Annotated in this window: 25 protein-coding genes; 20 read left to right on the forward strand and 5 right to left on the reverse strand. The window is 72.5% G+C overall.

The window, feature by feature from the left end:
- Window positions 1-25 precede the first annotated feature (25 nt).
- The 3 genes from ACYQ0U_RS05565 to ACYQ0U_RS05575 are packed head-to-tail and all read left to right on the forward strand — an operon-like array spanning window position 26 to window position 2,480.
- Window positions 26-910 carry an ABC transporter substrate-binding protein gene (locus tag ACYQ0U_RS05565; protein ID WP_459970294.1) on the forward strand — a complete coding sequence of 295 codons (885 nt, stop codon included), beginning with the start codon at window positions 26-28 and terminating at the stop codon, window positions 908-910.
- Complete coding sequence (locus ACYQ0U_RS05570; protein ID WP_459970296.1) at window positions 907-1,755, forward strand: amino acid ABC transporter permease; 849 nt, start codon at window positions 907-909, stop codon at window positions 1,753-1,755. Before ACYQ0U_RS05565 ends, ACYQ0U_RS05570 begins: the two co-directional genes overlap by 4 nt.
- 11 nt (window positions 1,756-1,766) lie before the next feature.
- Window positions 1,767-2,480: an amino acid ABC transporter ATP-binding protein gene (locus ACYQ0U_RS05575; RefSeq protein WP_459970298.1), complete on the forward strand. Its 714-nt coding sequence runs from the start codon at window positions 1,767-1,769 to the stop codon at window positions 2,478-2,480.
- A 131-nt stretch (window positions 2,481-2,611) separates the two neighbouring features.
- Here the strand turns inward: ACYQ0U_RS05575 and ACYQ0U_RS05580 are convergent, their stop codons facing one another.
- The gene (locus ACYQ0U_RS05580; protein ID WP_459970300.1) at window positions 2,612-3,577 is read right to left on the reverse strand and encodes a hypothetical protein; all 966 of its coding nucleotides are present in this window, start codon (window positions 3,575-3,577) and stop codon (window positions 2,612-2,614) included.
- A gap of 82 nt (window positions 3,578-3,659) precedes the next feature.
- Here ACYQ0U_RS05580 and ACYQ0U_RS05585 point away from each other — a divergent pair, with 82 nt between their 5' ends.
- The 6 genes from ACYQ0U_RS05585 to ACYQ0U_RS05610 all read left to right on the forward strand — a co-directional run bounded on the left by ACYQ0U_RS05585 (window position 3,660) and on the right by ACYQ0U_RS05610 (window position 9,586).
- Complete coding sequence (locus ACYQ0U_RS05585) at window positions 3,660-4,829, forward strand: CaiB/BaiF CoA transferase family protein (protein ID WP_459970302.1); 1,170 nt, start codon at window positions 3,660-3,662, stop codon at window positions 4,827-4,829.
- On the forward strand, window positions 4,826-5,557 hold the full coding sequence (locus ACYQ0U_RS05590) for a glutamine amidotransferase (RefSeq protein ID WP_459970304.1): 732 nt from the start codon (window positions 4,826-4,828) through the stop codon (window positions 5,555-5,557). The genes ACYQ0U_RS05585 and ACYQ0U_RS05590 overlap by 4 nt, the downstream gene beginning before the upstream one ends.
- Window positions 5,558-5,581: 24 nt before the next feature.
- The gene (locus ACYQ0U_RS05595; protein WP_459970306.1) at window positions 5,582-7,021 is read left to right on the forward strand and encodes a flavin-containing monooxygenase; all 1,440 of its coding nucleotides are present in this window, start codon (window positions 5,582-5,584) and stop codon (window positions 7,019-7,021) included.
- A 139-nt stretch (window positions 7,022-7,160) separates the two neighbouring features.
- Window positions 7,161-8,621 (forward strand): DEAD/DEAH box helicase, encoded by a 1,461-nt coding sequence (locus tag ACYQ0U_RS05600; protein ID WP_459970308.1) that lies wholly within the window; start codon window positions 7,161-7,163, stop codon window positions 8,619-8,621.
- Between the two features lie 46 nt (window positions 8,622-8,667).
- Window positions 8,668-8,862 (forward strand): CsbD family protein, encoded by a 195-nt coding sequence (locus ACYQ0U_RS05605; protein ID WP_459970310.1) that lies wholly within the window; start codon window positions 8,668-8,670, stop codon window positions 8,860-8,862.
- A gap of 40 nt (window positions 8,863-8,902) precedes the next feature.
- Entirely contained in the window at window positions 8,903-9,586 is a 684-nt protein-coding gene (locus ACYQ0U_RS05610) for a CPBP family glutamic-type intramembrane protease (protein ID WP_459970312.1), read from the forward strand.
- Here the strand turns inward: ACYQ0U_RS05610 and ACYQ0U_RS05615 are convergent.
- Window positions 9,563-10,450 carry an NAD(P)H-binding protein gene (locus ACYQ0U_RS05615; protein ID WP_459970449.1) on the reverse strand — a complete coding sequence of 296 codons (888 nt, stop codon included), beginning with the start codon at window positions 10,448-10,450 and terminating at the stop codon, window positions 9,563-9,565. The genes ACYQ0U_RS05610 and ACYQ0U_RS05615 overlap by 24 nt on opposite strands.
- Before the next feature lie 37 nt (window positions 10,451-10,487).
- On the reverse strand, window positions 10,488-11,186 hold the full coding sequence (locus ACYQ0U_RS05620) for a MerR family transcriptional regulator (RefSeq protein WP_459970315.1): 699 nt from the start codon (window positions 11,184-11,186) through the stop codon (window positions 10,488-10,490).
- 50 nt (window positions 11,187-11,236) lie between these two features.
- Here ACYQ0U_RS05620 and ACYQ0U_RS05625 point away from each other — a divergent pair, with 50 nt between their 5' ends.
- Window positions 11,237-12,448, forward strand: a complete 1,212-nt coding sequence (locus tag ACYQ0U_RS05625; RefSeq protein WP_459970317.1) for an acetyl-CoA C-acetyltransferase — start codon at window positions 11,237-11,239, stop codon at window positions 12,446-12,448.
- A gap of 15 nt (window positions 12,449-12,463) precedes the next feature.
- On the forward strand, window positions 12,464-14,686 hold the full coding sequence (locus tag ACYQ0U_RS05630; protein WP_459970319.1) for a 3-hydroxyacyl-CoA dehydrogenase NAD-binding domain-containing protein: 2,223 nt from the start codon (window positions 12,464-12,466) through the stop codon (window positions 14,684-14,686).
- Between the two features lie 56 nt (window positions 14,687-14,742).
- Here ACYQ0U_RS05630 and ACYQ0U_RS05635 read toward each other — a convergent pair whose 3' ends face one another.
- The gene (locus tag ACYQ0U_RS05635) at window positions 14,743-15,339 is read right to left on the reverse strand and encodes a hypothetical protein (RefSeq protein ID WP_459970321.1); all 597 of its coding nucleotides are present in this window, start codon (window positions 15,337-15,339) and stop codon (window positions 14,743-14,745) included.
- Window positions 15,340-15,409: 70 nt separating this feature from the next.
- On the opposite strand from ACYQ0U_RS05635, the gene ACYQ0U_RS05640 reads away from it, so the two are divergent.
- Window positions 15,410-16,078 carry a histidine phosphatase family protein gene (locus tag ACYQ0U_RS05640; RefSeq protein WP_459970324.1) on the forward strand — a complete coding sequence of 223 codons (669 nt, stop codon included), beginning with the start codon at window positions 15,410-15,412 and terminating at the stop codon, window positions 16,076-16,078.
- On the opposite strand, the gene ACYQ0U_RS05645 is transcribed toward ACYQ0U_RS05640, so the two are convergent.
- Complete coding sequence (locus ACYQ0U_RS05645; protein WP_459970326.1) at window positions 16,075-16,827, reverse strand: SDR family oxidoreductase; 753 nt, start codon at window positions 16,825-16,827, stop codon at window positions 16,075-16,077. The two genes, ACYQ0U_RS05640 and ACYQ0U_RS05645, sit on opposite strands and share 4 nt — an antisense overlap.
- A gap of 65 nt (window positions 16,828-16,892) precedes the next feature.
- On the opposite strand from ACYQ0U_RS05645, the gene ACYQ0U_RS05650 reads away from it, so the two are divergent.
- Genes ACYQ0U_RS05650 through ACYQ0U_RS05685 form a run of 8 tightly spaced genes read left to right on the forward strand, consistent with a single transcriptional unit; the run spans window position 16,893 to window position 25,574 of the window.
- Window positions 16,893-17,489 (forward strand): PadR family transcriptional regulator, encoded by a 597-nt coding sequence (locus tag ACYQ0U_RS05650; protein ID WP_459970329.1) that lies wholly within the window; start codon window positions 16,893-16,895, stop codon window positions 17,487-17,489.
- Entirely contained in the window at window positions 17,486-18,208 is a 723-nt protein-coding gene (locus tag ACYQ0U_RS05655) for an ABC transporter ATP-binding protein (RefSeq protein ID WP_459970331.1), read from the forward strand. Before ACYQ0U_RS05650 ends, ACYQ0U_RS05655 begins: the two co-directional genes overlap by 4 nt.
- A complete protein-coding gene (locus tag ACYQ0U_RS05660; protein WP_459970333.1) occupies window positions 18,205-20,844 on the forward strand; it encodes an FtsX-like permease family protein in 2,640 nt (879 codons plus the stop codon). The genes ACYQ0U_RS05655 and ACYQ0U_RS05660 overlap by 4 nt, the downstream gene beginning before the upstream one ends.
- 57 nt (window positions 20,845-20,901) lie before the next feature.
- Window positions 20,902-21,534: a TetR/AcrR family transcriptional regulator gene (locus tag ACYQ0U_RS05665; protein WP_459970335.1), complete on the forward strand. Its 633-nt coding sequence runs from the start codon at window positions 20,902-20,904 to the stop codon at window positions 21,532-21,534.
- Window positions 21,531-22,325 (forward strand): TIGR03084 family metal-binding protein, encoded by a 795-nt coding sequence (locus tag ACYQ0U_RS05670; RefSeq protein ID WP_459970337.1) that lies wholly within the window; start codon window positions 21,531-21,533, stop codon window positions 22,323-22,325. The genes ACYQ0U_RS05665 and ACYQ0U_RS05670 overlap by 4 nt, the downstream gene beginning before the upstream one ends.
- The gene (locus ACYQ0U_RS05675) at window positions 22,322-24,013 is read left to right on the forward strand and encodes an acyclic terpene utilization AtuA family protein (RefSeq protein ID WP_459970339.1); all 1,692 of its coding nucleotides are present in this window, start codon (window positions 22,322-22,324) and stop codon (window positions 24,011-24,013) included. Before ACYQ0U_RS05670 ends, ACYQ0U_RS05675 begins: the two co-directional genes overlap by 4 nt.
- Window positions 24,010-25,125 (forward strand): acyl-CoA dehydrogenase family protein, encoded by a 1,116-nt coding sequence (locus tag ACYQ0U_RS05680; RefSeq protein WP_459970343.1) that lies wholly within the window; start codon window positions 24,010-24,012, stop codon window positions 25,123-25,125. The genes ACYQ0U_RS05675 and ACYQ0U_RS05680 overlap by 4 nt, the downstream gene beginning before the upstream one ends.
- Window positions 25,122-25,574 (forward strand): SRPBCC family protein, encoded by a 453-nt coding sequence (locus ACYQ0U_RS05685; protein ID WP_459970348.1) that lies wholly within the window; start codon window positions 25,122-25,124, stop codon window positions 25,572-25,574. The genes ACYQ0U_RS05680 and ACYQ0U_RS05685 overlap by 4 nt, the downstream gene beginning before the upstream one ends.
- The last annotated feature ends 15 nt before the right edge of the window (window positions 25,575-25,589 follow it).

Consider the following 25,589-nt stretch of genomic DNA (forward strand, 5'->3'; position numbering starts at 1 on the left):
GCCGGTGGGCCCTAGCCTGTCCTTCATGCGCCTGCGTCGAACCCTGGCGGCTGCGGCCGTCGTCCCCGTGATCCTCGCCGTCTCGGCCTGTGCTCCGGAGGAGGACTCGTCCTCGTCCGCGGATGACCTCACGCCCACCGGCTCCGAGTCCGCCGACGCCTGCGCCACGGACACGCTCCCGCTGCGCACGGCCGGTCAGCTGACCGTCGGCACCGACTCGCCGGCGTACGAGCCCTGGTTCGTCGACAACGACCCGACCAACGGGAAGGGCTACGAGTCCGCCGTCGCCTACGCGGTCGCCGAGCAGCTCGGCTTCTCCGCCGACCAGGTCGAGTGGGTCAAGGTGCCGTTCAACTCGTCGTACGCGCCGGGCCCGAAGAACTTCGACTTCGACATCAACCAGATCTCGATCAACCCCAAGCGTGCCGAGGCGGTCGACTTCTCCGACGGCTACTACCAGGCGTCGCAGGCGGTGATCGCGCTCGAGGGCACCGACGGTGCCGAGGCCACCAGCCTCGAGGACCTCCAGGGCCTGCGCCTGGGCGCCCAGACCGGCACCACCTCGCTCACCGCGATCCGCGACGTGATCCAGCCCGACACCGACGCCGTCGTGTTCGAGGACACCAACGTCGCCAAGCAGGCGCTCCAGAACGACCAGGTCGACGCGATCCTCGCGGACCTGCCGACGGCCTTCTACATCTCCGCGGTCGAGATCCCGAAGAGCGTGCTGGTCGGGCAGTTCCAGCCGGAGACCGGCGAGCAGGAGGAGTTCGGCATGCTGTTCGAGAAGGGCAGCGAGCTCGTGCCGTGCGTGAACCAGGCGCTCGCGGCGCTGCGCGAGGACGGCACGCTCGACGAGATCGAGCAGCAGTGGCTCTCCGACGTCGTGGACGTGCCCGAGCTCCAGTGAGCGACTGGTCACCGAGCCAGCACGAGCTCGACCGCCGGCGGGTCCGGAAGCGGGAGCAGACGCGGTCGGCGCTGATCGCGACGGCGATGACCGTCGCCGTCTTCGTGACCGGCGCGCTGGTCCTCACCGGCTCGCCGGGCTGGCCGAGCGTCAAGGCGCTCTTCTTCAGCTGGGACGACGCGCGTGAGGCGCTCCCGGGCATCTGGGACGCGCTCTGGCTGAACGTGAAGATGTTCCTCATCGCCGAGGTCTTCATCCTGGTCTTCGCGATGCTGATCGCGCTGGCCCGGGTCAGCCGCTCGCCGTGGCTCGCGCCGCTGCGGATCACGGCGGTCGTCTACACCGACGTCGTCCGCGGCATCCCGACGATCCTGCTGGTCTACCTGCTCGCGTTCGGCATGCCGGCGCTGCGGCTCCAGGGGCTGCCCAGCAGCACGTTCTTCTGGGCGACGGTGGCCTTGATCGTCTCCTACAGCGCGTACGTCGCCGAGGTGTTCCGCTCGGGCATCGAGTCCGTCCACCCGTCACAGTGGGCGAGCGCGCAGGCCCTCGGCCTGTCCCGCGGCCAGACCCTGCGGCACGTCGTGGTCCCGCAGGGGGTACGCCGCGTCGTACCGCCGCTGCTCAACGACTTCGTCTCGCTCCAGAAGGACACCGCGCTCGCGTCGGCGGCCGCCGTCTTCGAGGCCGTGTTCGTCGCGCGCGACTACGGCAACTTCAACTTCAACTACACGCCGCTGGTCGTCGTCGCCTGCTTCTTCATCCTGATGACCGTGCCGCTGGCCCGGCTGTGCGACTGGCTGACCGCGCGGATGCGGCGACGTGAGCTGGCGGGTGCCCGGTGAGCCTCCTGTCCGTGTCCGGTCTCCGGAAGTCGTACGGCGACCGCGTGGTCCTCGACGACGTCTCGCTGTCCGTCGAGCCGCACGACGTGGTCTGCCTGATCGGCTCGTCCGGCTCGGGCAAGTCCACGCTGCTGCGCTGCCTGAACCTGCTCGAGGACATCGACGACGGCGTGATCGAGTTCGAGGGCCGCGAGATCTCCGACCCGAGGGTCGACGCGCGCAAGGTGCGGGCCCGGATGGGCATGGTCTTCCAGGCCTACAACCTGTTCCCGCACATGACGGTCGTCGACAACTGCACGCTCGCGCCGCGCCGCGTCCACGGCGTCTCCCGCGCCGCGGCCGAGTCCCGCGCGCTCGACCTGCTCGAGCGGTTCGGGCTGGCCGAGCACGCCCACAAGCACCCCGACCGGCTGTCCGGTGGCCAGCAGCAGCGCGCCGCCCTGGTCCGCGCGCTGTGCACCTCGCCGACCCTGCTGCTCCTCGACGAGATCACCGCCGCCCTCGACCCCGAGCTGGTCGGGGAGGTGCTGTCGATCGTGCGGGCCGAGGCCGAGGCCGGCACCACGATGGTCATCGCCACCCACGAGATGGCCTTCGCTCGCGACGTCGCCACCTCGGTGTGCTTCCTCCACGAGGGCCGGATCCTCGAGCAGGGCCCGCCGTCGGAGATCTTCACCGCCCCCCGTGAGGAGCGGACCCGGCAGTTCCTGCGGCGCGTGCTGTGACGCGGGCCGGCGTGGGCTGGCGGTGACTTGGCCACCGTTTGTGCCGGCAGAACGGTGGCTAGCCCACCGCCGGGGCGAGTCGACCTGCGCGGGCGGTGACCTAGCCACCGTCTGCGCCACGAGGAAGGTGGCTAACCCACCGCTCGCCCGCTGAGCCGGCTCCGCCGAGGACCGACGGCCGTGGAGATCGGGAGGAAGAGGGTTCGCCAGTGCTCGCCGAAGTGTGGGACCGGGCCGCGGTAGCCCTGGGCGAGGAGCGCGCGGTACACCTCGCCCACCAGTGTCTTCGGACGGTGGAGCTTCTCCTTGGTCACCTGGACGTACGGGACGCCCGCCGCTCGCATCAGTCCGTATCGGTCGAGGTCCGCGACGTAGACGGTCCGCTCCTCCTGATGCTGTGCGCCCTCGTACTCGACGACCAGTCCGCCGTGCGCGCGGTAGACGAGGTCCCCGATCACCTCGACGTTCTCCTCGACGTCAACTGCGACGTTCACCTCAGGGCGGGGGAGGCCGGCGAACGAGAGGATCGCTCGGGTCTCGCTCTCCTTGAGCGACCGGGACCGAGGGTCCAGGTGGTCGAGCACCCACAAGGCCTCGTGAGCGCCGTCCCGCCAGGTCGCCGACAACGCCAGGGCCTCGACCGCGCCGACGGTCAGGTGGCCTCCCTGCAGCAACCAGTCGCCGACCTTGATCGCGTCGATCACCCGCGCCCGCGCGCAGTAGGCGATGAAGGCGCCCGCCGGTACGACGCCGGTCGCGTCGACCGGGGCCAGCTGCTTCGTGCGGTGCAGGAAGATCCCGGGCAGCACGAGGTGCAGGTCGGAGCCGACCACGAAGCGGATCGGCCACCGGGGACCGAGGTCCAGTCCGAGTCGCTGGAGTCGCGAGAGGCCCGTGAGGTGGGCATCGTCGGGCAGCGACGAGCCAGCGGCGGTCACCCAGTCGTCGCGGGTCATCACGTGCGCGACGTACCGGTGGACGCGCGGGAAGACCCGCACGAAGCGACTGCCCTCGAGCATCCGTGACGTCACCCCGAGCTCCAGCGCACGCGCCCGCGTGAACGGGCCGCGCAACAGCTCGGGCGGGATCGGCTTCACCTCTCCAGTCCACGCCAACCCGCGCAGAGGCGCGACCGTCCCTCCACAGGAACGCTGACAGCGGTTCTGTCATCATCGGCTCATGAGCATCGAACTCGGCCAGGGCGCGGGGCCGCTGCGGGGCGTGAAGGTCGTCGAGATCGCCGGGATCGGGCCGGGGCCGCACGCGTGCATGATCCTGGCCGACCTGGGCGCGGACGTGATCCGGGTCGAGCGGCCGGGCGGGCAGGCGCTGGCCGGCGGCGGGCCGCACATGCTGCTCAACCGAGGCCGGCCGAGCGTGGCGCTCGACCTCAAGCGGCCCGAGGCCGTCGAGACCGTCCTGCGGCTCGTCGAGGATGCCGACGTCCTCGTCGAGGGCATGCGACCCGGCGTGGCCGAGCGGCTGGGCTTCGGGCCGGAGGACTGCCGGAAGCGGAACGAGCGCCTCGTCTACGGCCGGATGACCGGCTGGGGCCAGGACGGCCCGTTCGCCCAGGCGGCCGGCCACGACATGAACTACATCGCGATCACCGGCGCGCTCCACGGGCTCGGCCAGGACAAGAGCCGGCCGCACTTCCCGGCCAACCTGGTCGGCGACTTCGGCGGCGGGTCGACCTACCTCGTCATCGGCATCCTCGCCGCGCTGCTCGAGGCCAGGACGAGCGGCCAGGGCCAGGTCGTCGACGCCGCCATCGTCGACGGCACCGCGCACCTCAACACGATGACCACGGCCTTCCTGGCGAGCGGCGGGTTCAAGGAGGAGCGCGCCTCCAACATGCTCGACGGCGGCGTGCCCTACTACGACGTCTACGAGACCTCCGACGGCAAGCACATGTCGGTCGGCGCGCTCGAGCCGCAGTTCTACGACGCCTTCCTCGACCTTCTCGGCATCGCGGACACCGCCCCGGACCGCTGGGACCCCGCGCAGGCCGACGCCCTCCGCGCGCTGATCACCGAGAAGTTCCAGCAGCGCACCCAGGCCGAGTGGGTCGCGGTCTTCGAGGGCACCGACGCCTGCGTCGCGGGCATCATCCCCCTCACCGAGGCCGCCGAGCACCCGCACATCAAGGCCCGCGGGACCCTCGTCCACCAGGACGGCTACCTCCAGCCCGCGCCCGCGCCGCGCTTCTCCCGCACGGAGGCCACCATCGGCCGGCCCGCCGAGAGCGCCGGCGACAGCACCCGCGAGGCGCTCGCCGCGTGGGGCGTCGCCGACATCGACGCGCTGATCGAGAGCGGCGCCGCCGTCCAAGCCGACAGAGACCAGTGAAGCCGTTCCTCTTCCTGGGCACCCGCGCGGAGGACGCCGCCGCGGACAGTGAGTACGCCGCCGTGCTCGCCGGGTCCGGGCTGGAGGAGCACCAGCTCGTGCGCGTCCGGGTCGAGGCCGGTCCGCTGGGACCGGTCGACCTCGACCGCTGGTCCGGAATCGTCCTCGGTGGCGGGCCGTTCAACGCCAGCGACCCCGAGGAGGTCAAGAGCCCGGTCCAGCGTCGCGCCGAGGCGGAGCTGCACGCGCTCGCGCGCCAGGTCGTCGAGCGCGACTTCCCCTTCCTCGGCGCCTGCTACGGCATCGGCGTGCTCGGCGGGCTGCCCGGCGGCGTCGTCGACCGGCAGTGGTCCGAGCCGATCTCGGCGGTCGCGGTCACCCTGACCGACGAGGGCGTGCGCGACCCGCTGCTCGGCGTCCTGCCCCGGGAGTTCGACGCGTTCCTCGGCCACAAGGAGGCGATCAGCCGCCTCCCGGACGGCGCGGTCCGGCTGGCCGGCAGCGCGACCTGCCCGGTGCAGGCCTTCCGCATCGGGCAGCACGTCTACGCCACCCAGTTCCACCCCGAGCTCGACGTCGAGGGCATCTGCCTGCGCATCGAGACCTACCGCCACCACGGCTACTTCGACCCGTCGGAGGCCGAGCACCTCCAGGCGATGGCCCGTGCCAGCCACGTCGAGCACCCGACGCGGATCCTGGCGAGATTCGTCGAGCTCTATGCCTGTTGACAGATATTCAGTAAGGTGCCGGACATGACCGAGCACGTCGACGTCCTCATCGTCGGAGCCGGGCTCTCGGGCATCGGCGCCGCCGCGCGCCTGCGCACCGAGCACCCCGGCCGCACCGTCGCGGTGCTCGAGGCCCGCGACGTCAGCGGCGGCACCTGGGACCTGTTCCGCTACCCCGGCATCCGCTCCGACTCCGACATGTTCACCTTCGGCTTCAAGTGGCGGCACTGGGAGGGCGACGTCGCGCTCGCCGACGGCGCGTCGATCCTGGAGTACCTCCGCACGGTCTCGCGGGAGTACGGCGTCGACCGGCTGATCCGCTACCGCCACCGGGTCCTCGGCGCCAGCTGGGACTCCACGACCAACCTGTGGACCGTCGAGGTCGACCACGAGGGCGAGACGCTCACCTTCACCACGAATTTGCTCTGGGCCTGCGGCGGCTACTACGACTACGACGGGGGCTACGCGCCGGAGTTCCCCGGCCAGGCCGACTTCCGCGGTCCGGTCGTGCACCCGCAGCACTGGCCCGAGGACCTCGACCACGCGGACAAGAAGGTCGTGGTGATCGGCTCGGGCGCGACCGCGGTGACGCTGGTGCCCGCCATGGCCAACACCGGTGCGGAGCACGTGACGATGCTCCAGCGCTCGCCGACGTACGTCCTCTCGCTGCCCGGCCGCGACCCGATCGCCACCCGCCTGCGCTGGCTGCCGAGCGCGCTGCGCTACCGGATCGTCCGCGCCAAGGCGATCCTGCTCGCGGTCCTCACCTTCCAGCTCGCCCAGCGCCGACCGGACCTGGCCAAGAAGGCGATCCGCGCGGCGGTCGCCAAGCAGCTGCCGCCGGGCATCGACGTCGACACGCACTTCAAGCCGGCGTACAACCCGTGGGACCAGCGCCTGTGCTTCGTCCCGGACGGCGACCTGTTCAAGGCGCTCCGCGCCGGCTCCGCGTCGGTGGTCACCGACCACGTCGAGACGTTCACCGAGCGCGGCATCCGGCTGCGCTCGGGCGAGGAGCTCGAGGCCGACGTCATCGTGACCGCCACCGGCCTGAAGCTGAAGGCGATGGGCGGCATGCGCCTCACCGTCGACGGCGCGGAGGTCAAGATGCAGGACACGCTGACCTACAAGGCGCTGATGCTCAGCGACGTCCCGAACTTCGTCTTCACGATCGGCTACACCAACGCCTCGTGGACGCTGAAGGCCGACCTCGTCGCGGACTTCGTGTGCCGGCTGCTCACGTACATGGACGAGCACGGCGTACGCCGCGCCGTGGCGCCGCGCGACCCGTCGGTCGGCGAGGAGAGGTTGATCACGTTCAGCTCGGGCTACATCCTCCGCGCGCTCGACGAGCTCCCGAAGCAGGGCGACCGGGAGCCGTGGAAGCTGCGGCAGAACTTCCTCAAGGACGCGCGCTCGATCAACCACGACCCCCTCGACGACGGCGTCCTGACGTTTCGTTGAATTCCGGACCGACCCCGTAGGATGGTCTTCGTAGCCCGTCCTGTCTTGCCTCGGGCCCGCGCGGAGCACCGCTCCAGCGCCATCTCGGACTTCATGCTGGCGAGACACCCCCAGCAGTTAGCGATTCTCTTTGTCCTCCATGCCCTCTGCGGGCTTCGCCGACCTCGGCGTGCCCGCTGACCTCGCCGCCGTCCTCGCGACCCGCGGCATCACCACTCCCACCCCGATCCAGGCCGCGACGCTGCCGGACTCGCTCGCCGGGCGCGACGTGCTCGGCCGCGGCCGCACCGGCTCGGGCAAGACCTACGCCTTCCTCGTGCCGCTCGTCGCGCGCCTCGTCGCCTCCGGCGGTCGGGCCCAGCCGCGCCGCCCGCGGGCGCTGGTGCTCGCCCCGACCCGTGAGCTGGTCGGCCAGATCGAGGAGTCCCTCGCCCCGCTCGCGCAGGCGGCCGGCCTGACCACGCGCACCGTCTTCGGCGGCGTCGGCCAGAACCCGCAGGTCCAGGGCCTGCGGCGCGGCGTCGACATCGTCCTCGCCTGCCCCGGCCGGCTCGAGGACCTCATCGGGCAGGGTCACTGCGACCTCGGCGCCGTCGAGGTCACCGTGCTCGACGAGGCCGACCACATGGCCGACCTGGGCTTCCTGCCCGGCGTACGCCGCCTGCTCGACCAGACGCCGAAGAACGGCCAGCGGCTGCTCTTCTCGGCGACGCTGGACAACGCGATCGACGTCCTCGTGAAGCGGTTCCTCCGCAACCCGGTGACCCACGAGGCCGACTCGGCCCAGTCGCCGGTCGCGTCGATGGACCACCACGTCCTGCACGTCGCCCGCGAGCACCGCGTGCCGGTGCTCGTCGACCTGGCCAGCGCGCCGGGCCGCACGGTGGTCTTCACCCGCACCAAGCACGGGGCCAAGGCGCTGACCCGCCAGCTCAACAGCCGGGGCGTGCCGACCGTCGAGCTGCACGGCAACCTCAGCCAGGGCGCCCGGACCCGCAACATGGACGCGTTCCACAGCGGCCGGGCCACCACGCTGGTCGCCACCGACATCGCGGCCCGCGGCATCCACGTCGACGACGTCGCGCTGGTCGTCCACGCCGACCCGCCGGTCGAGCACAAGGCCTACCTGCACCGCTCGGGCCGTACGGCCCGCGCCGGCGCCAAGGGCACCGTGGTCACGCTGATGACCGACGACCAGGTCCGCGACGTGCGCCAGCTGACCCGCGCGGCCGGCATCAAGCCGACCACCACGCGCGTCCACGACGCCCAGCACCCGGTGCTCGCCCAGCTCGCCCCCGGCGAGCGGGTCATCGTCCCCGGCGGCCTCGTGGTCGAGACGCCGGCGGCCCCGCAGGGCCAGCGCCCCTCGGGCGGCGGCAACGGCGGTGGCAACGGTGGTGGCAACGGTGGTGGCAAGGGGGGCCGGAACCGCTCCCGCGGTCGTCGCGGGGGCAAGCCGGCGGCGGCGAAGCAGTCGGGCGGCGGCCAGCAGGCGGCCCAGCCCACCGGGGGCGGCAACGGCTCGCGCCGGCGCCCCGCCTCGGCGACGGGCGGTCAGTCCCGGCACAGCGCCGCGAACTTCAGCTCCGGCCGCCGCTGAGCTCTCCCCAGGTTTCCGGAGGGCCCCGACCGGTCACAGACCGGACATGGGACTCAAGGACAAGGCAGAGAACAAGGTCGAAGAGCTCAAGGGGCACGGCAAGGAGTCGGTCGGTGACGCGACCGGCGACCGTGACCTCCAGGCGGAGGGCAAGGCGGACCAGGCCTCCGGCAAGGTGAAGAACGCCGGCGAGCACGTCAAGGACGCCGCGAAGGACATCAAGGACGGCCTGACCAAGTAGTCATCGGGTCGTCATCGGGTAGTCGCCGGGTCGTCGTCGGGTGGTCGACTGGCTGCGCCGCGCGCTCTGGGACGTCGTCCCGCGCGATCACCGGCAGCAGTCGGGCGACCTCCGGCGGCGCCAGCTGGTCACGGCGGCGTTCGTCGTGGTCGGCGGCGTCGTCCTGGGCCTGTCCCTGCGCATCGAGCCGGGCAGCCAGTGGTTCTACCCGGCGACGCTCGGGCTCGCCGTGGTGTGGGCCGGCGGCGCGTTCGCCTCCGGCCCGCTGCACCTGGGCCGTGCCCTGGTCCGCGACGAGCTGCGCCGCCCGGTGGTGGTGCCGATCCTGCTCGGACTGGGGCTGGCCGCGGTCTTCGTGGTCGGCGCTCTCGTCGTGCGGCAGGTGCCGTTCCTCGACGAGCAGGTGCGCCACGTGCTCGACCACGCCGACCAGGGGTCGCTGCCCCTGCTCGCGGCGATCACGGCGGTCAACGGCGTCGCCGAGGAGCTGTTCTTCCGCGGGGCGGCGTACGCCGCGATCCCGCGCCACCCGGTCGCGTGGACGACCCTCGCCTACTTCGTCGCGACGCTCGCCACGGGCAACGTGATGCTCGCCCTCGCCGCGCTCCTGCTCGGTGTCGTGGTCGGGCTCGAGCGACGCGCGTCGGGTGGTGTGCTGGCGCCGATCCTCACCCACTGCGCCTGGTCGCTCACGATGCTGCTAGCCCTGCCTGCCCTGTTCTAGGGCGGTCCGGACCGCGTCGACGTAGGTCGCCGGCTCGCCCGGCACCACGTCGCGGATCGAGAAGTCGGTGACGATGACCTCGGTCCCCATCGACTCGATCAGGTTGCTCGCCGTGGTCGTGTCGACGTCGGTCACCAGTGAGATCCAGGCCGACGACAGCCCGGGTGTCAGCACGGGCACCGTCTTCAGCGGGATCCGGCGGCCGTGCATGACCTCGGCCGCCTGCTGGAGCATCTCGACGTAGTCGAGCTGGTCCGGTCCGCCGATCTCGAAGACCCGCCCCATCGCCTCGTCGACGCCGATGACGCCCACGAGGTAGCGGACCACGTCCTCCAGCGCGATCGGCTGGGTCCGGGTCTCGGCCCACCGGGGCACCACCATCGCCGGCAGGTTCTCCACCAGCTGGCGGGTCAGCTCCCAGGAGATGCCGCCCGCGCCGACCACGATCGCCGCGCGCAGCACCGTCACCGGGATGCCCGCCTCGCCGAGCAGCCGCTCCACCTCGCGGCGCGACCGCAGGTGCGGCGAGAGGTCGTCGTCGTCCTTGCCCAGCCCGCCCAGGTAGACGATCTGGCGCACGCCGCTCGCCGCGGCCGCCAGGCCGAACGCCCGGGCCGCCTCCGCGTCCTTGCGCTCGAAGTCGTCGTCGTCGAGCGAGTGCACGAGGTAGACCGCCACGTCCACGCCGATCAACGGCTCCGCCAGCGTGCCCGGGTCGGACACGTCGCCGGCGACCGGCTCACCCGGTCCGTCGTAGGACTCCGGGTGGCGCGTCATCGCGCGCACGGCGTGGCCCTGCTCGAGCAGGGCGGGGACGAGTCGGCGGCCGACGAAGCCGGTGGCGCCGGTGACGAGGACGGTCATGCTCACCGGAGGGGCGTACCCATCCGGTGAGCCGAGTTCACCTGCGGGCGGCCTTGGCGACGCTGTTCTCGTACGCCGTGACCAGACCGCCGACGGAGAGTGGCTTCAGCCGCTCCAGCACCTCGCGCAGGCGCGCGTCGTCCATGTCGTCGTCGTACGCCGGCGCGAGCCGGGTGCGGATGACCGCCTCGAGCTCGTCGGCCATCTCGCGGCCGTGGGCGAGGAAGACCTGGCGTGCCGCCTGGGCGACCTCGGCCGGGAAGCCGAGGTCGAGCAGCCGCATGCCGTTCGGCAGCTGCGAGACGGCGACCGCGAGCTGGTGCTGGCGCCGGCGGACGATACCGAGGGCGACGAGGGTGTCGATGTCCTCGTCGGAGAGGTCGCGTCCGGCCCGGCGGGCCAGCTCGGCGCGCGACATCGCGACCGGGAGGTCGGCCTGCCACGGCGCGAGCATCGTGCGCCGCAGCGCGATGTCCTCGGGCGAGGCGTCGTCGGGGATGTCGGCGACGTACCGCTCGATCGCGGTCAGCGTGAAGCCGTGGTTCTGGAGCTCGCGCACCAGCTCCAGGCGGGCCACGTGGGAGTCGCTGTAGTAGCCGGACCGGCCGCGGCGGATCGGCGGCGGCACCAGCCCCTTGGTCGTGTAGAAGCGGATGTTGCGCACGCTCATGCCGACGCGCGTCGTCAGCTCGTCCAGCGTCAGCAGCTCGTCCATCGCACCTCCCGTGACCCGCACCACACCACTCCTCTTCTTGACGGTGACAGTAATAGTGTCACAATCGGTCCATGGCTGAGGCATTCGTGTACGACCACATCCGGACTCCACGTGGCAAGGGCAAGAAGGTCGGGACCCTCCACGAGGTGAAGCCGGTGGACCTCATCGTCGGGCTGCTCGACGAGATCAAGGAGCGCAACCCCTCCCTGGACCCGGAGCGCATCGACGACGTCGTCCTCGGCGTCGTGTCCCCGATCGGTGACCAGGGCGGCGACATCGCGAAGACCGCGGCCCTCAAGGCCGGCTACCCCGAGACCGTGGCCGGCGTGCAGCTCAACCGCTTCTGCGCCTCCGGCCTCGAGGCGGTCAACCAGGCGGCGTCCCGCGTCCGCGGCGGCTTCGAGGACCTGATCCTCGCCGGCGGCGTGGAGTCGATGAGCCGCGTGCCGATGGGCTCCGACGGTGGCGCCTGGGCCTCCGACCCGGCCACCGCGCTGACGACCGGCTTCGTGCCGCAGGGCATCGGCGCCGACCTCATCGCCACCCTCGGGGGCTGGAGCCGCCCGGACGTCGACGCGTACGCCGCCGAGTCCCACCACCGCGCCGCGAAGGCCTGGGCCAACGGCTACTTCACGAACTCCGTCGTACCCGTCAAGGACCTCAACGGCCTCACCGTGCTCGACCACGACGAGACGATCCGCCCGGACACCACGCCCGAGGGCCTGGCCGGCCTCAAGCCGAGCTTCGCCGACATGGGCGCCCAAGCGGGCTTCGACGACGTGGCGCTGGAGAAGTACCACTGGGTCGAGAGGATCGACCACGTCCACCACGCCGGCAACAGCTCGGGCATCGTCGACGGGGCCGCGCTGATGGCGATCGGCTCCGAGGAGGTCGGCACCTCGCTCGGCCTGACCCCGCGGGCCCGCGTGCTGGCGACCGCCGTCTCCGGCGCCGACCCGACGATCATGCTCACCGGCCCCGCCCCGGCCGCCCGCAAGGCGCTGGCCAAGGCCGGCCTCGAGGTCGGCGACATCGACCTGTTCGAGATCAACGAGGCGTTCGCCGCCGTCGCGATGCGGTTCATGCGCGACCTGGACATCAGCCACGAGATCACCAACGTCAACGGCGGCGCGATCGCCATGGGCCACCCGCTCGGCGCCACCGGCGCGATGATCCTCGGCACGCTCATCGACGAGCTCCAGCGCCGGGACCTGCGCCGCGGCCTCGCCACGCTCTGCGTCGGCGGCGGCATGGGCATCGCCACCATCGTCGAGATCGTCTGAGTACGAGAGAGAGTCATGACCGAGACCCAGCAGCGCCCCACCGATCGACACAGCGCCGTCCGCTACGACGAGGACGCCGACGGCATCGTCACCCTCACGCTCGACGACCCGACCGCGAGCGCGAACACCATGAACGAGCTCTACCAGGAGTCGATGGCCGCCGCCGTGCAGCGGCTGTACGACGAGCTGGCCGGCGACCCCGACAGCGTGACCGGTGTCGTGGTCGCCAGCGCGAAGAAGACCTTCTTCGCCGGCGGCAACCTGAAGAGCATGGTGCAGGCCACCCGCGAGGACGCCGCATCGGTGTTCGCCCTGGGCGAGGCGATCAAGGCCGCCCTGCGCAAGCTCGAGCTGTTCCCCAAGCCGGTCGTCGCGGCGATCAACGGCGCCGCCCTCGGTGGTGGCTTCGAGATCTGCCTGGCCACCAACCACCGCATCGCGGTCGACGACGACAGCGTGAAGATCGGGCTGCCCGAGTCGACCCTGGGCCTGCTGCCGGGCGGTGGCGGCGTCACCCGCGTCGTTCGCCTCCTCGGCCTCCAGGCCGGGCTGATGGACGTGCTGCTCCCCGGCACCCAGTTCAAGCCCAGCGCCGCCAAGGAGAAGGGCCTGGTCGACGAGCTGGTCGCGACCCGCGAGGAGCTGGTCCCGGCCGCCAAGGCCTGGATCAAGGCCAACCCCGACGAGCACCAGAACCCGTGGGACAGGCCCGGCTACAAGATGCCCGGCGGCTCGCCGACCTCGCCGGCGCTGGCCGGCTTCCTGCCGGCGTTCCCGGCCCTGCTGCGCAAGCAGACCAAGGGCGCGGTCTACCCGGCCCCGCGGGCGATCCTGTCCGCCGCGGTCGAGGGCGCCGGCCTCGACTTCGACACCGCCTCGCGGGTCGAGTCGCGCTACCTGACGAACCTGGTCGTCAACCAGGGCTCGAAGAACATGATCCAGGCGTTCTTCTTCGACCTCCAGGCGATCAACGCCGGCAAGCTGCGCCCGGAGGGGATCGAGCCCTTCCGGGCCACCAAGGTCGGCGTCCTCGGCGCCGGCATGATGGGCGCCGGCATCGCCTACTCCTGCGCCCGCGCGGGCATGCAGGTCGTGCTCAAGGACGTCTCCCAGGAGAGCGCCGAGAAGGGCAAGGCCTACTCGCAGAAGCTCAACGAGAAGGCGATCTCCCGCGGCAAGCTCACTCCGGAGAAGTCCCAGGAGCTGCTCGACCGCATCACCCCGACCGCGGACCCGGCCGGCCTGGCCGGCTGCGACCTGGTGATCGAGGCCGTCTTCGAGGACCCGTCGCTCAAGCAGCAGGTGTTCGCCGAGATCGCGCCGTACGTCAACGCCGACGCGCTGCTCTGCTCGAACACCTCCACGCTGCCGATCACCGAGCTCGCCGCGGGCGTGGACCGGCCGGCCGACTTCATCGGCCTGCACTTCTTCTCCCCGGTCGACAAGATGCCGCTGGTCGAGATCATCAAGGGCAAGGAGAGCTCGGACGTCGCGCTCGCCAAGGCCTACGACGTCGTCCAGCAGATCCGCAAGACGCCGATCGTGGTCAACGACAGCCGCGGCTTCTACACCTCGCGCGTCATCGGCACCCAGGTCATGGAGGGCCTGGCGATGCTCGGCGAGGGCTGCCACCCGGTGTCGATCGACCGCGCCGCGACCCAGGCCGGCTACCCGGTCGGGCCGCTGCAGCTCAGCGACGAGCTGAACATGGAGCTGATGGCGAAGATCCAGAAGGCGTCCGCCGACGCCGCGTCCCGTGAGGGTCGTGTGTGGGAGCCGTCGGCCGGCGAGCAGGTCGTCGCGAAGATGATCGAGCTCGGCCGCCCGTCGCGCCTCAAGGGCGCCGGCTTCTACGAGTACGACGAGTCCGGCAAGCGCCAGAACATCTGGCCCGGCCTGGCCGAGGCGTTCCCGGTGGCGTCGGAGATGATCCCGATCGAGGACATGCGCGAGCGGATGCTGTTCGTCGAGGCGCTCGAGACCGCGAAGTGCTTCGAGGAGGGCGTGATCGAGTCGGCGGCCGCCGCGAACATCGGCTCGATCATGGGCATCGGCTTCCCGCCCATGACCGGTGGCGCCGCGCAGTACATGCAGGGCTACGAGAACCGGGCCGGCCAGATCGGCCTCGGCGCCTTCGTCGCCCGCGCCGACGAACTGGCCGAGAAGTACGGCGAGCGGTTCCGTCCCACGCCGTGGCTGCGGGACCTGGCTGCCTCCCACGGGTCGTTCCCGGCCTGAGGCTGTCGGGCGGGTTTCACCGGATAACCGGTGATTCCTGCGACGGGTGGGACGAGCTACGGCGACTCGAACCAGGGGTGGCGCAGGTCGTAGTAGGTGGCGCCGTCCATCACGTACTCGAGCTCGGTCCGGATGTGGGCGGGCGGCGGCTGGGTCTCCTCACCCGTACGGGCGGTCGCCTCGTCGCTGAACGCCACGGTCTGGGTGAACGACCCGTCGGGCTCCAGGGCCAGGGTGGCGCCGAGGATCTCCGGGCGGGCCTGGGCCAGCTCGGTCTGGTCGGCCGTGATGAGGCGGCGGAGCCGCTCGGGGTCGTCGACCCGGCCCTGGATGACCTGGACGAAGCCGGCCTCGTCGGAGCCGCCGTCGAAGAGCAGCGTGACGTCGTCGGAGTCGTGGAACTCCACCGGCCCGTCGAACGCCGCCATCATCTTCTCGGCCCAGGCGCCCTGCTCCGGCCGGTCGGAGTTGGCCATCGCGGCCCCGCGGTCCTCGAACCGCACCACGGCGACGAAGTAGTCGTCGTCCGTGAACCCGTACGTGCCGCCGAGCCAGCCGTCGGCCCCCGGCCCGAGCTCCTCGGTCCACCGGTCGAGGACGGCGCGCAGCTCGTCCTGCCGGGTGCATCTGCCCTGGATGGTCTGGATGAACATCTCTCGACGCTAGTGGCGTCGTCCGGGGGGCGGCATGCCCCGGATAGGGGATCCGTCTAGCCTTCCCGGCATGGGTGTGGTGATCCTCGTCCGCCACGGGCAGGCCTCGTTCGGCGCCGACGACTACGACGTCCTGTCGCAGGTCGGCTGGGAGCAGGGTCGCCGCCTCGGGCAGTGGCTGCGCGAGCGAGACGTGGTGCCGACCGCGATGATCCGCGGCTCCATGCGCCGCCATCGCGAGACCTGCGAGGCGATGCAGCAGGGTGCGGCCGGGTGGGACGCGGCCGAGACCGACCCCGGGTGGGACGAGTTCGACCACCTGGCCGTGGTGGCGGCGTACCCCGACCGCCCGGAGGGCGCCCTCGACAACCGGGAGTTCCAGCGGGTCTTCGAGCTCGCGACCGCGCGGTGGTACGCCGGCGAGCACGAGTCCGAGTACGACGAGCCGTGGTCCGCGTTCCGGGCCCGGGTCACGACCGCGCTGGAGAAGGCCCAGCAGGAGGCCGGCCCGGGCGGCACCGCGGTCGTGGTCACCTCCGGCGGCCCGATCGCCGCCGCGTGCGCGGCCCTGGTCGACCCCGGCGCCGACGACGCGACCTTCGGCCGGCTGTGGAGCCGCTTCAACACCACGATCGTGAACTCCTCGTTCACCCGCGTCGTCGTCGGCTCCACCGGCGCCCGGCTCCTGACCTTCAACGAGCACCCGCACCTCGAGGGCGAGCACCTGACCTACCGCTAGACGAGCCTGCGGAACACCGGCACCGGCGCGTGCTTCATCACTACGGAGAGCGGCGCCCACGGCCAGCCGGGGACGTACGCCGACGGCTTCTCCTTCTCGATCGCCTCGACCATCGCGCGGACGCCGTCGTCGGTGCGCGCCATCAGCCGCGGCCGCTCCTCCTCGGTGACGTCGTTCATCCCGGAGACGATGTAGCCCGGGTGCAGCACGGTGACCTTGATCGGCTTCCCGTAGAGCTCGGCGCGCAGCCCCTCGCCCAGGCTGGAGAGCGCGGCCTTGGTGGCGGCGTACGTGGTCTGGGCCTTGGGCAGCCCGCGCAGGGCGGCCATCGACGAGACCAGCACGAGGTGGCCGGTGCCCTGGGTGCGGAAGACCTCCATCGCGGCCTCGGCCTGGGCGAGAGCGGCGACGAAGTTGGTCATCGCGGTCTCGCGGTTGGCGTCGTGGCGCCCGGTGCCGAGCGGGGCGCCCTTGCCGATGCCGGCGTTGACGACGATTCGGTCGATCCGGCCGAGCTCCTCGTGCAGCGCGCGGAAGGTCGTGAACACCGCGTCGTCGTCGGTGACGTCGAGCGTGCGCACCTCCACGCGGCGCTCGGGGTGGGCCGCGAGCACGTCGGCGCGCAGCTCCTCGAGCCGGTCGAGCCGGCGGGCACAGAGCGCCAGGTCGTAGCCGCGCGCCGCGAACTGGCGGGCCATCTCCTCGCCGAGACCCGACGACGCGCCGGTGATCAGGATCGTCCTCGTCATGAGGGGGAGTCTGGCATGCATACGTGGTATACATACTCGGTATCCAGTCGAGTCCGGGAGGCGACATGTCGGTCAAGCAGGCACTGCTGGCCCTGCTCGAGCAGGGGCCGCGCTACGGCTACCAGCTCCGAGTGGAGTTCGAGCAGCGGACGGGCGCCACCTGGCCGCTCAACGTCGGGCAGGTCTACACGACCCTCACCCGGCTCGAGCGCGACGGGTTGGTCGAGGGCGCCGGGTCCGACGGTGAGGGCCACGTGGTGTACCGGGTGACCGACGCCGGGCGTGCGGAGGTCGCCGCGTGGTTCACCACGCCGGTGGCCCGGACCCAGCCGCCCCGCGACGAGCTCGCGATCAAGCTCGCGCTCGCGGTCACCATGCCGGGCGTCGACGTCGGGACGGTGATCCAGCAGCAGCGCACGGCGACCATGTCGGCGCTTCAGGACTACACCCGCCTCAAGCGCGAGGGCGCCGCGGACCTGGCGTGGAGCCTCGTGCTGGACTCGCTGGTCTTCGCCGCCGAGGCCGAGATCCGCTGGCTCGACCACTGCGAGGCGCGGGTGCGCCGTGCCGCTGTCGAGGCGCGGGCGGCGGCGCCCGCCCCGGTCGCCTCTCCGGCCGCCTCCCCGGTCGCCTCCCCGGTCGACAAGGAGGTCGCCCGATGAGCGCGGTCCTGCGCCTCGACGGCGTCACCCGGGTGCACGGCGAGGGCGCCACGGAGGTGCGCGCGCTCAGGGAGGTGTCCTTCCGGGTCGGCGCCGGTGAGCTGGTCGCGGTCATGGGCCCGTCCGGCTCCGGCAAGTCGACCCTGCTCACGCTCGCGGGCGGCCTGGACGCCCCGACCTCCGGGTCCGTCGCGGTCGAGGGTGTCGACCTGGCGAGCATCGGCAACGCCGGACGCGCCCGGATGCGGCGTACGTCGATCGGCTACGTCTTCCAGGACTTCAACCTGATCCCGGCGCTCACCGCCGCCGAGAACGTCGCGCTCCCGATGGAGCTCGACGGCGTCCGCGGCCGCACCGCGCGAGCCGCGGCGCGCGAGGCGCTTCGCGAGGTCGGGATCGGTGACCTCGCGGACCGCTTCCCCGACCACATGTCGGGTGGCCAGCAGCAGCGCGTAGCGATCGCCCGCGCGGTGGTGGGCGAGCGCCGGCTGATCCTCGCTGACGAGCCCACGGGGGCGCTCGACAGCGAGACGGGCGAGGACATCCTGCGGCTGCTGCGCGCGCGCTGCGACGCCGGCGCCGCGGGTGTCCTCGTCACCCACGAGGCCCGCCACGCGGCCTGGGCCGACCGGGTGGTCTTCCTCCGAGACGGCGTCGTCGTCGACGAGACCGGCGCCGACCCGGCCGAGGTGCTGCTCGAGTCGGGCTCCTCCCGATGAGCCGGCTCGCCTCCTGGCGGCTGGCCCTCCGCCTCGCCAGGCGCGAGGCGCTGCGCGCCCGCGGGCGCTCGGTCCTGGCGATCGTGATGATCGCCCTGCCCGTCCTCGCCGTCACGGCCGCCGACGTGCTGATCCAGACCCAGGACGTCAGCTCGGTCGAGTCGCTCGACCGCCGGCTCGGCACGGCCACCGCCCAGGTCCAGGTCCCTGCGCAGGGCCGGCCGATGGTCCAGGGGGTCGACCCGGGCGACGCCAGCGCGGCGGTCGGCAAGAGGCCGGAGTCCGCCCCGACCGCGGACGACCTCGCCGCCGCGCTGACGTCGTCCGGGGGCAGCGTCCGCCTGCTCCCGCAGCGGACCGGCGGCGTCGACCTGCACACCGACGCCGGCGTCGGCTGGGCCGAGGTGCTCGAGGTCGACCTCGACGACCCGCTCGCCGACGGGCTGGTCCGCCTGACGTCCGGGCGGCTGCCCGAGAGCGCCGCCGAGGTCGTCGTCAACCGGGCGCTGCTCGACAAGGGGTACGCCGTCGGCGAGCGCCTCAAGGTCCGCGGCAAGGACGCGCCGGAGCCGATGATCGTCGGCGTCGCGGAGTCCGCCGCGGTGCGCTCCTACCCCTTCGCGGCCGGCCCGGTGGGCAGCCTCGGCCTCCCCGACGCCCTCGGCGCCTCGCCGACCTGGCTGGTCGGCGGCGGTCCGGTCGATTGGGACACCGTCCGCGCGCTGAACGCGCTGGGCGCGACCGTGCTCTCGCGCGCCGTCGTCGAGGACCCGCCGCCGCCGTCCGAGATCCCCGAGGAGATCCAGGCCTGGAGCGCCGGCGGCACCGACGACGCCACCATCGCGGTGATCGTGCTGGTCGTCGCGATGGCGCTGCTCGAGGTCGTGCTGCTGGCCGGCCCCGCCTTCGCGGTCGGTGCCCGGCGCCAGGCCCGCAGCCTCGCCCTGATGGCCGCGAGCGGCGGCACCCCGGCGCAGAGCCGCCGGGTCGTGTTGGCCAACGGCGTCGTCCTCGGCGGGGTCGCGGCCGCGGTTGGGGTGCTTGCCGGGATCGGCGCCGGCATCGCGCTCCGCCCGGTCCTCCAGCGCTGGTCCGACACGTGGTTCGGTCCGGTCGAGGTGCCCTGGCTGCACGTCCTCGGCGTGGCGGGCTTCGGCCTGCTCAGCGCGCTGCTGGCCACCCTCGTCCCCGCGTGGATCGCGTCGCGCCAGGACGTCGTCGCGGTGCTCGCCGGCCGGCGGGCCGACCGGCCCCCGTCGGTGCGCTCGCCGATCCTGGGGCTGGTGCTGCTCGGCCTCGGCGTCGCCGGAGCGGCGTACGGCGCCACGGCGCACCAGAACGGGGAGTTCTTCATCGCCGGGTCCGCGGTGCTCGCCATCCTCGGCATGATCCTGCTGGTCCCGGTCGTGGTGGTGCTCGTCGCGAGGCTGTCGGCGCCGCTGCCGCTCTCGGGGCGGTACGCCGCCCGCGACGCGGCTCGCCACCGGACCCGCACGGTGCCGGCCGTGGCGGCGGTCGCCGCCACCGTCGCCGGCGTGGTCACCCTCGGCATCGCGATCACCAGTGACGAGGCCGAGAACCGTGGCACCTACGAGCAGGCGCTCCCGATGGGCACCGCGTCGGTCACCGACGACCGCGCCCGGGCCGACTGGCCGGCGCTCCGCGCCGCTGTCGCGCAGCACGTGCCGGCCGCCCGGGTGACCGAGCTGGTCGGCGTGGTGGACGCCGTCCCCGGCGGTGGCTACGTCGACACCGCGGTGGAGCTGGACGGCGAGCCGCTGCGGATCGACTACGTCGGCGGGGCGATCGGCGCCGGCGTCCTCGTCGACGACGGTTCGGGGCTGTCGGCGCTGCCGATGATCGACGAGGCCAGTCTCGCGGGTGCCCAGGAGACGCTCGCGGCCGGCGGCGCGCTGGTGTTCACCAACGACGACGCCACGGGTCCGCACGACGTGCGGATCCAGGCGACCACCCACGACCGACGCGGCCGGATCGAGTCCACGACGCACGTCGACACCCCGGCGTACCTCGTCCGCATCGAGCCCCACCAGGTCGCGCCTCGGGCGGTCATCACACCTGAGCAGGTCGAGGGGCTGGGCGTCGACGCCCGCACGGTCTCGCTCTTCGTCGACGGCGCCGACCTCACCGACCGGCAGGCCACCGACCTCAGCGAGGCGGTCACGGCCGTGTCGCGCCAGGCGGGCTTCTACGTCGAGCGCGGCTACCGGGCCGACGACGAGGCCGTGATCATTCAGCTGGTGCTGGGGACGCTGGGTGCGGTGCTGATGCTCGGCGGCACCCTGACCGCGACCTTCCTCGCGCTCTCCGACGCCCGTCCTGACCTGGCCACCCTGTCGGCGGTGGGCGCCTCGCCGCGCCGGCGGCGGGGGATCGCGGCGGGCTACGCGCTGGTCGTCGGTTTCGTCGGGGCGGTGCTCGGGGCCGCCGTGGGCTTCATCCCGGGCATCGCGATCACCTACCCGCTGACGTCGCCGAGCTGGTCGGACGCCGGTCCGTTCCTCGATATCCCCTGGTTGCTCATCGGGGGCCTGGTCGTCGCGCTCCCGTTGGTCACGGCGGCGATCGTCGCGCTCACGGTGCGGTCCCGGCTGCCCCTGGTGGCCCGGCTCGTCTGACCGGTAAAGAAACAATCAGGCTTGACTGTTTGTTGCCGATCGAGCCATGCTGGGCGCGTGACTGCGACGGCCGGGAGCTCACGCGTCCCCCAGGAGGAGCGCACCCGGCTGATGCGCGCCCGGCTCCTCGAGGCCACCGTCGACTGCCTGGTCGAGCGCGGCTTCGCGGGGACGTCGACGACGCTGGTCTCCGAGCGCGCCGGAGTCAGCCGCGGAGCGCAGCTGCACCACTTCCCCACGAAGAACGACCTGGTCGTGGCCGCCGTCGAGCACCTCGCCGCGAAGCGGGGCGAGGAGCTGGCCGCGGCCGCGGCGCGGCTGCCGGACGGGCGACGGCGGACCCGCGCCGTGCTCGACATGCTCGCCGACCACTTCACCGGGCCGGTGTTCAGCGCCGCGCTGGAGCTGTGGGTCGCCGCCCGCACCGACGCCGCCCTGCTGGAGGCCGTCGCGCCGCTGGAGCAGCGGATCGGCCGCGAGACCCACCGGCTCACCGTCGAGCTGCTCGGCCTCGACGAGTCCGCAGCGGGCAACCGCGAGCTGGTGCAGGCGACGCTCGACCTGGTGCGCGGGCTGGGCCTCGCCGACACGATCACCGACGACGCCCGGCGCCGCGGTCACATCCTGGACCGCTGGGCCGAGGTGCTCGACGCCGAGATCAGCGCCGAGATCAGCAAGGAGCTGTCATGACGCTGCTCGACGACCTGCTCGACGACCTCAAGGCCGAGAGCGACCGGCTCTGGAACACCGTCTCCGGGCTCGACGAGGACGGCTGGGCGACGCCGACCCCGGCCACCGGCTGGACCGTCGCGACCCAGGTCGCGCACCTGCTCTGGACCGACGAGGTCGCGGCCGTCGCCGCCACCGACTCCCCCGAAGGCAAGGACGCCTGGGACGCGCTCGTCCTCCGGGCGCTCGAGGATCCGCTCGGGTTCGTCGACCAGCAGGCGCACGAGGTCGCCCGGCTCGCGCCCGTGGCGCTGCTCGCCCGGTGGGGCCAGGCCCGCGAGGCGCTGCCGCGCGCGCTGCGGGAGTACCCCGAGGGCCAGAAGATGCCGTGGTTCGGCCCGCCGATGTCGCCCGCCTCGATGGCGACCGCGCGGTTCATGGAGACGTGGGCCCACGCGCTCGACGTGTACGACGCCCTCGGCATCGCCGCCGAGCACACCGACCGGATCCGGCACGTCGCGCACCTCGGCGTACGCACCCGGGACTTCGCGTTCTCGGTGCACGGGCTGGAGGCGCCGGCCGAGGAGTTCCGCATCGAGCTGAGCGCGCCCTCGGGCGACCTCTGGACCTTCGGCCCGGACGCCGCGGAGCAACGCGTCGGGGGATCGGCGGTGGACTTCTGCCTGCTGGTGAGCCAGCGCGTGCACCGCGCCGACACCGACCTGGTCGCCACCGGCGCGGACGCCGAGACGTGGCTGACGATCGCCCAGGCGTTCGCCGGCCCGGCCGGTGAGGGGCGGGCCCAGAAGTGAGGATCGGCAACTGCTCCGGGTTCTACGGCGACCGGCTCTCCGCGATGCGGGAGATGCTCGAGGGTGGCCGGCTCGACTACCTGACCGGTGACTACCTCGCCGAGCTCACCATGCTCATCCTCGGCAAGGACACCCTGAAGGACCCGTCGCTGGGCTATGCCAAGACTCATCTGCGCCAGCTCGAGGACTGCCTCGGCCTGGCGCTCGAGAGCGGCGTCAGGATCGTCAGCAACGCCGGGGGCCTCAACCCGGCGGGCCTTGCCGACCGCATCCGGGAGGTCGCGCAGGGCCTCGGCCTCGACGTGAACGTCGCGCACGTCGAGGGCGACGACCTCCGTGCGCTCAGCTTCGAGGGGGCACTCACCGCCAACGCCTACCTCGGCGGCTTCGGCATCGCCGCCGCCCTGCGCGGCGGCGCCGACGTGGTCGTCACCGGCCGGGTCACCGACGCGAGCCTCGTCGTGGGCCCCGCGGTCGCGCACCACGGCTGGACCCCCGAGCAGTACGACGAGCTGGCCGGTGCCGTCGTCGCCGGGCACGTGCTCGAGTGCGGCACCCAGGCCACCGGCGGCAACTTCTCGGGGTTCCGCTCGCTGCCGGACCACCTGACGCCGCTGGGCTTCCCGCTCGCCGAGATCGCCGCCGACGGCAGCAGCGTGATCACCAAGCACGACGGCACCGGCGGCGCCGTCACGGTCGACACCGTCACCGCCCAGTTGCTCTACGAGGTCCAGTCGACGCGCTACCTCAACCCCGACGTCACCACCCACCTCGACAGCGTGCGGCTGCGCGAGGTCGGCCCGGACCGCGTGGAGATCACCGGCGTCCGCGGCGAGGCCCCGCCGGAGCGGCTCAAGGTCTGCGTCAACGAGCTCGGCGGGTTCCGCAACACCGCGGAGTTCGTGCTCACCGGCCTCGACATCGAGGCCAAGGCCGACTGGGTGCGCGAGCAGCTCGGCCCGCGCCTCACCGCCGCCGACGTGACCTGGACGCTGGCCGCCACCCCGGCCCCGGACGCCGACACCGAGGAGGGCGCGTCCGCGCTCCTGCGCTGCATCGTCAAGGACCCGAAGCCCGAGCCGGTCGGCCGCGCGTTCACCGGCCCGGCCGTCGAGCTCGCGCTGGCGTCGTACCCCGGCTTCACGATGACCGGGCCGCCGGCCCAGCCGTCGCCGTTCGGCGTGTACCGCCCGGAGTACGTCGACCGCTCGGCCGTCACCCACACCGTCGTGCACGCCGACGGCCGCCGCGAGGTCGTCGCCGACCCGACCGCGTTCTCCGAGCCCGACCCCGCCGAGGGACGGCGGCCGTCGCCGTACCCCGCGCCGGTCGACCAGGTGACCCGCCGGATGCCGCTCGGCACGTTCGTGCACGCGCGGTCCGGCGACAAGGGCGGCGACGCCAACATCGGTCTCTGGGTCGTCAACGACGGCTCGGAGAAGTACGCCGACCGCGTGACCTGGCTGGCCAAGCTGATCACCCCGCGCAAGGTGCGGGAGCTGGTGCCCGAGGCCGCGGCGCTCGAGGTCGACGTCTACGTGCTGCCCAACCTGGGTGGCGTCAACGTCGTCGTCCACGGGTTGCTCGGCGACGGCGTGGCCGCGTCGACCCGGTTCGACCCGCAGGCCAAGGGCCTGGGCGAATGGGTCCGCTCGCGCTACGTCCACGTGCAGGAGGACCTCGTATGAGCCTGCGCGAGCTCGGCGCCGAGTTCACCCGCCGTGAGGTCGTCGACCATCTCCAGGACTGGGAGGACACGGGCGAGATCCCGCGCGGGCTCCACCGGGCCGCGGCGAAGCAGGGGCTGCTCGGGGTCGCGTTCCCCGCATCCGTCGGCGGCGAGGGCGGCGACGTGCTCGACACCGTCGACCTCCAGGAGGGGATGTTCGAGGCGGGCGCGTCCAGCGGCCTGATGGCCGGGCTGTTCACCGGCGGCATCGCGCTCCCGCACATCGCGGCCCACGGCAGCGCCGACCTGGTCGACCGGTTCGTGCGCCCCACGCTGGCCGGCGAGAAGATCGGCTCGCTGGCGATCACCGAGCCCGGCGGCGGGTCCGACGTCGGCGGCCTCCGCACCACCGCCGTTCGGGACGGCGCTCACTATGTCGTGAACGGCGCCAAGACGTTCATCACCAGCGGGGTCCGCGCCGACTTCGTGACGGCCGCCGTGCGCACCGGCGGCCCGGGAGCGGGCGGCGTCAGCCTGCTGGTGATCGAGAAGGGGATGCCCGGCTTCACCGTCGACCGAGCGCTGCGCAAGATGGGCTGGCACTGCTCCGACACCGCCGAGCTGTCGTTCGTCGACGTGCGCGTGCCGGTCGCGAACCTGGTCGGCGAGGAGAACAGCGGGTTCCTCCAGATCGCCGAGCAGTTCGTGGTCGAGCGGCTCGCGCTGGCGGTCCACGGCTACGGCATCGCCGCCCGCTCGCTCGCGCTCACGGCGGCGTACTGCCGCGACCGGGACACCTTCGGCACGCCGCTGGCCAGCCGGCAGGTGGTGCGCCACAAGCTCGTCGAGATGCACCGGCAGGTGGAGGTCGCGCGCACCTACACCCGCTCCGTCGCCGAGCGACACGTGGCCGGCGAGAACGTGATCGCCCAAGCCTGCTTGGCGAAACAGACCGCGGTCGACTGTGCGACCTACGTCTGCGACCAGGCCGTCCAGTTGCACGGCGGGACGGGATATATGCACGGGACCGAGGTGGAGCGGCACTACCGCGACGCCCGGATCCTGCCGATCGGAGGAGGGGCCAGCGAAGTGCTGACCGATCTCGCAGCCAAGCTGCTGGGCTACGCGTGAAGGGCGAAGTCACCGTCCGGATGGACGCACCGCCGGAGAAGGTCTGGGCCCTGGTGTCCGACGTGACCCGGGTCGGCGAGTTCTCGCCGGAGACCTTCGAGGCCGAGTGGACCCGCGGCTCGACCGGCCCGGAGGTGGGCGCCTACTTCAAGGGCCACGTGAAGCGGAACGGCGTCGGCCCGACGTACTGGACGCCCTGCAAGGTCACGAAGTGCGTGCCGAACGAGGTCTTCGAGTTCCTCGTCGGCACCGAGGACGTGGCCGTCAACAACTGGGGCTACCGGATCGCGGCCGACGGCGACGGCTCGCTGGTCACCGAGTACTTCCGCCTCGAGCCGCGGCTGCCGATGCGCCTCTACTGGGCGGTCCTGGGCCGGCTGCGCGGCCGCACGAACGAGCAGGGCATGCGCACCACCCTCGAGCGCATGAAGCAGGTGGTCGAGAGGTGAGCGCCCAGCCGATCT

The organism is Nocardioides pyridinolyticus, from assembly GCF_054653575.1.

Coding starts and splice junctions, on each gene's coding strand:
- ACYQ0U_RS05565 (WP_459970294.1), top strand. CDS start 26: ATGCGCCTGCGTCGAACCCTGGCGGCTGCGGCCGTCGTCCCCGTGATC.
- ACYQ0U_RS05585 (WP_459970302.1), top strand. CDS start 3,660: ATGAGCATCGAACTCGGCCAGGGCGCGGGGCCGCTGCGGGGCGTGAAG.
- ACYQ0U_RS05595 (WP_459970306.1), top strand. CDS start 5,582: ATGACCGAGCACGTCGACGTCCTCATCGTCGGAGCCGGGCTCTCGGGC.
- ACYQ0U_RS05600 (WP_459970308.1), top strand. CDS start 7,161: ATGCCCTCTGCGGGCTTCGCCGACCTCGGCGTGCCCGCTGACCTCGCC.
- ACYQ0U_RS05605 (WP_459970310.1), top strand. CDS start 8,668: ATGGGACTCAAGGACAAGGCAGAGAACAAGGTCGAAGAGCTCAAGGGG.
- ACYQ0U_RS05615 (WP_459970449.1), bottom strand. CDS start 10,450: ATGACCGTCCTCGTCACCGGCGCCACCGGCTTCGTCGGCCGCCGACTC.
- ACYQ0U_RS05625 (WP_459970317.1), top strand. CDS start 11,237: ATGGCTGAGGCATTCGTGTACGACCACATCCGGACTCCACGTGGCAAG.
- ACYQ0U_RS05630 (WP_459970319.1), top strand. CDS start 12,464: ATGACCGAGACCCAGCAGCGCCCCACCGATCGACACAGCGCCGTCCGC.
- ACYQ0U_RS05635 (WP_459970321.1), bottom strand. CDS start 15,339: ATGTTCATCCAGACCATCCAGGGCAGATGCACCCGGCAGGACGAGCTG.
- ACYQ0U_RS05640 (WP_459970324.1), top strand. CDS start 15,410: ATGGGTGTGGTGATCCTCGTCCGCCACGGGCAGGCCTCGTTCGGCGCC.
- ACYQ0U_RS05645 (WP_459970326.1), bottom strand. CDS start 16,827: ATGACGAGGACGATCCTGATCACCGGCGCGTCGTCGGGTCTCGGCGAG.
- ACYQ0U_RS05650 (WP_459970329.1), top strand. CDS start 16,893: ATGTCGGTCAAGCAGGCACTGCTGGCCCTGCTCGAGCAGGGGCCGCGC.
- ACYQ0U_RS05655 (WP_459970331.1), top strand. CDS start 17,486: ATGAGCGCGGTCCTGCGCCTCGACGGCGTCACCCGGGTGCACGGCGAG.
- ACYQ0U_RS05660 (WP_459970333.1), top strand. CDS start 18,205: ATGAGCCGGCTCGCCTCCTGGCGGCTGGCCCTCCGCCTCGCCAGGCGC.
- ACYQ0U_RS05670 (WP_459970337.1), top strand. CDS start 21,531: ATGACGCTGCTCGACGACCTGCTCGACGACCTCAAGGCCGAGAGCGAC.
- ACYQ0U_RS05680 (WP_459970343.1), top strand. CDS start 24,010: ATGAGCCTGCGCGAGCTCGGCGCCGAGTTCACCCGCCGTGAGGTCGTC.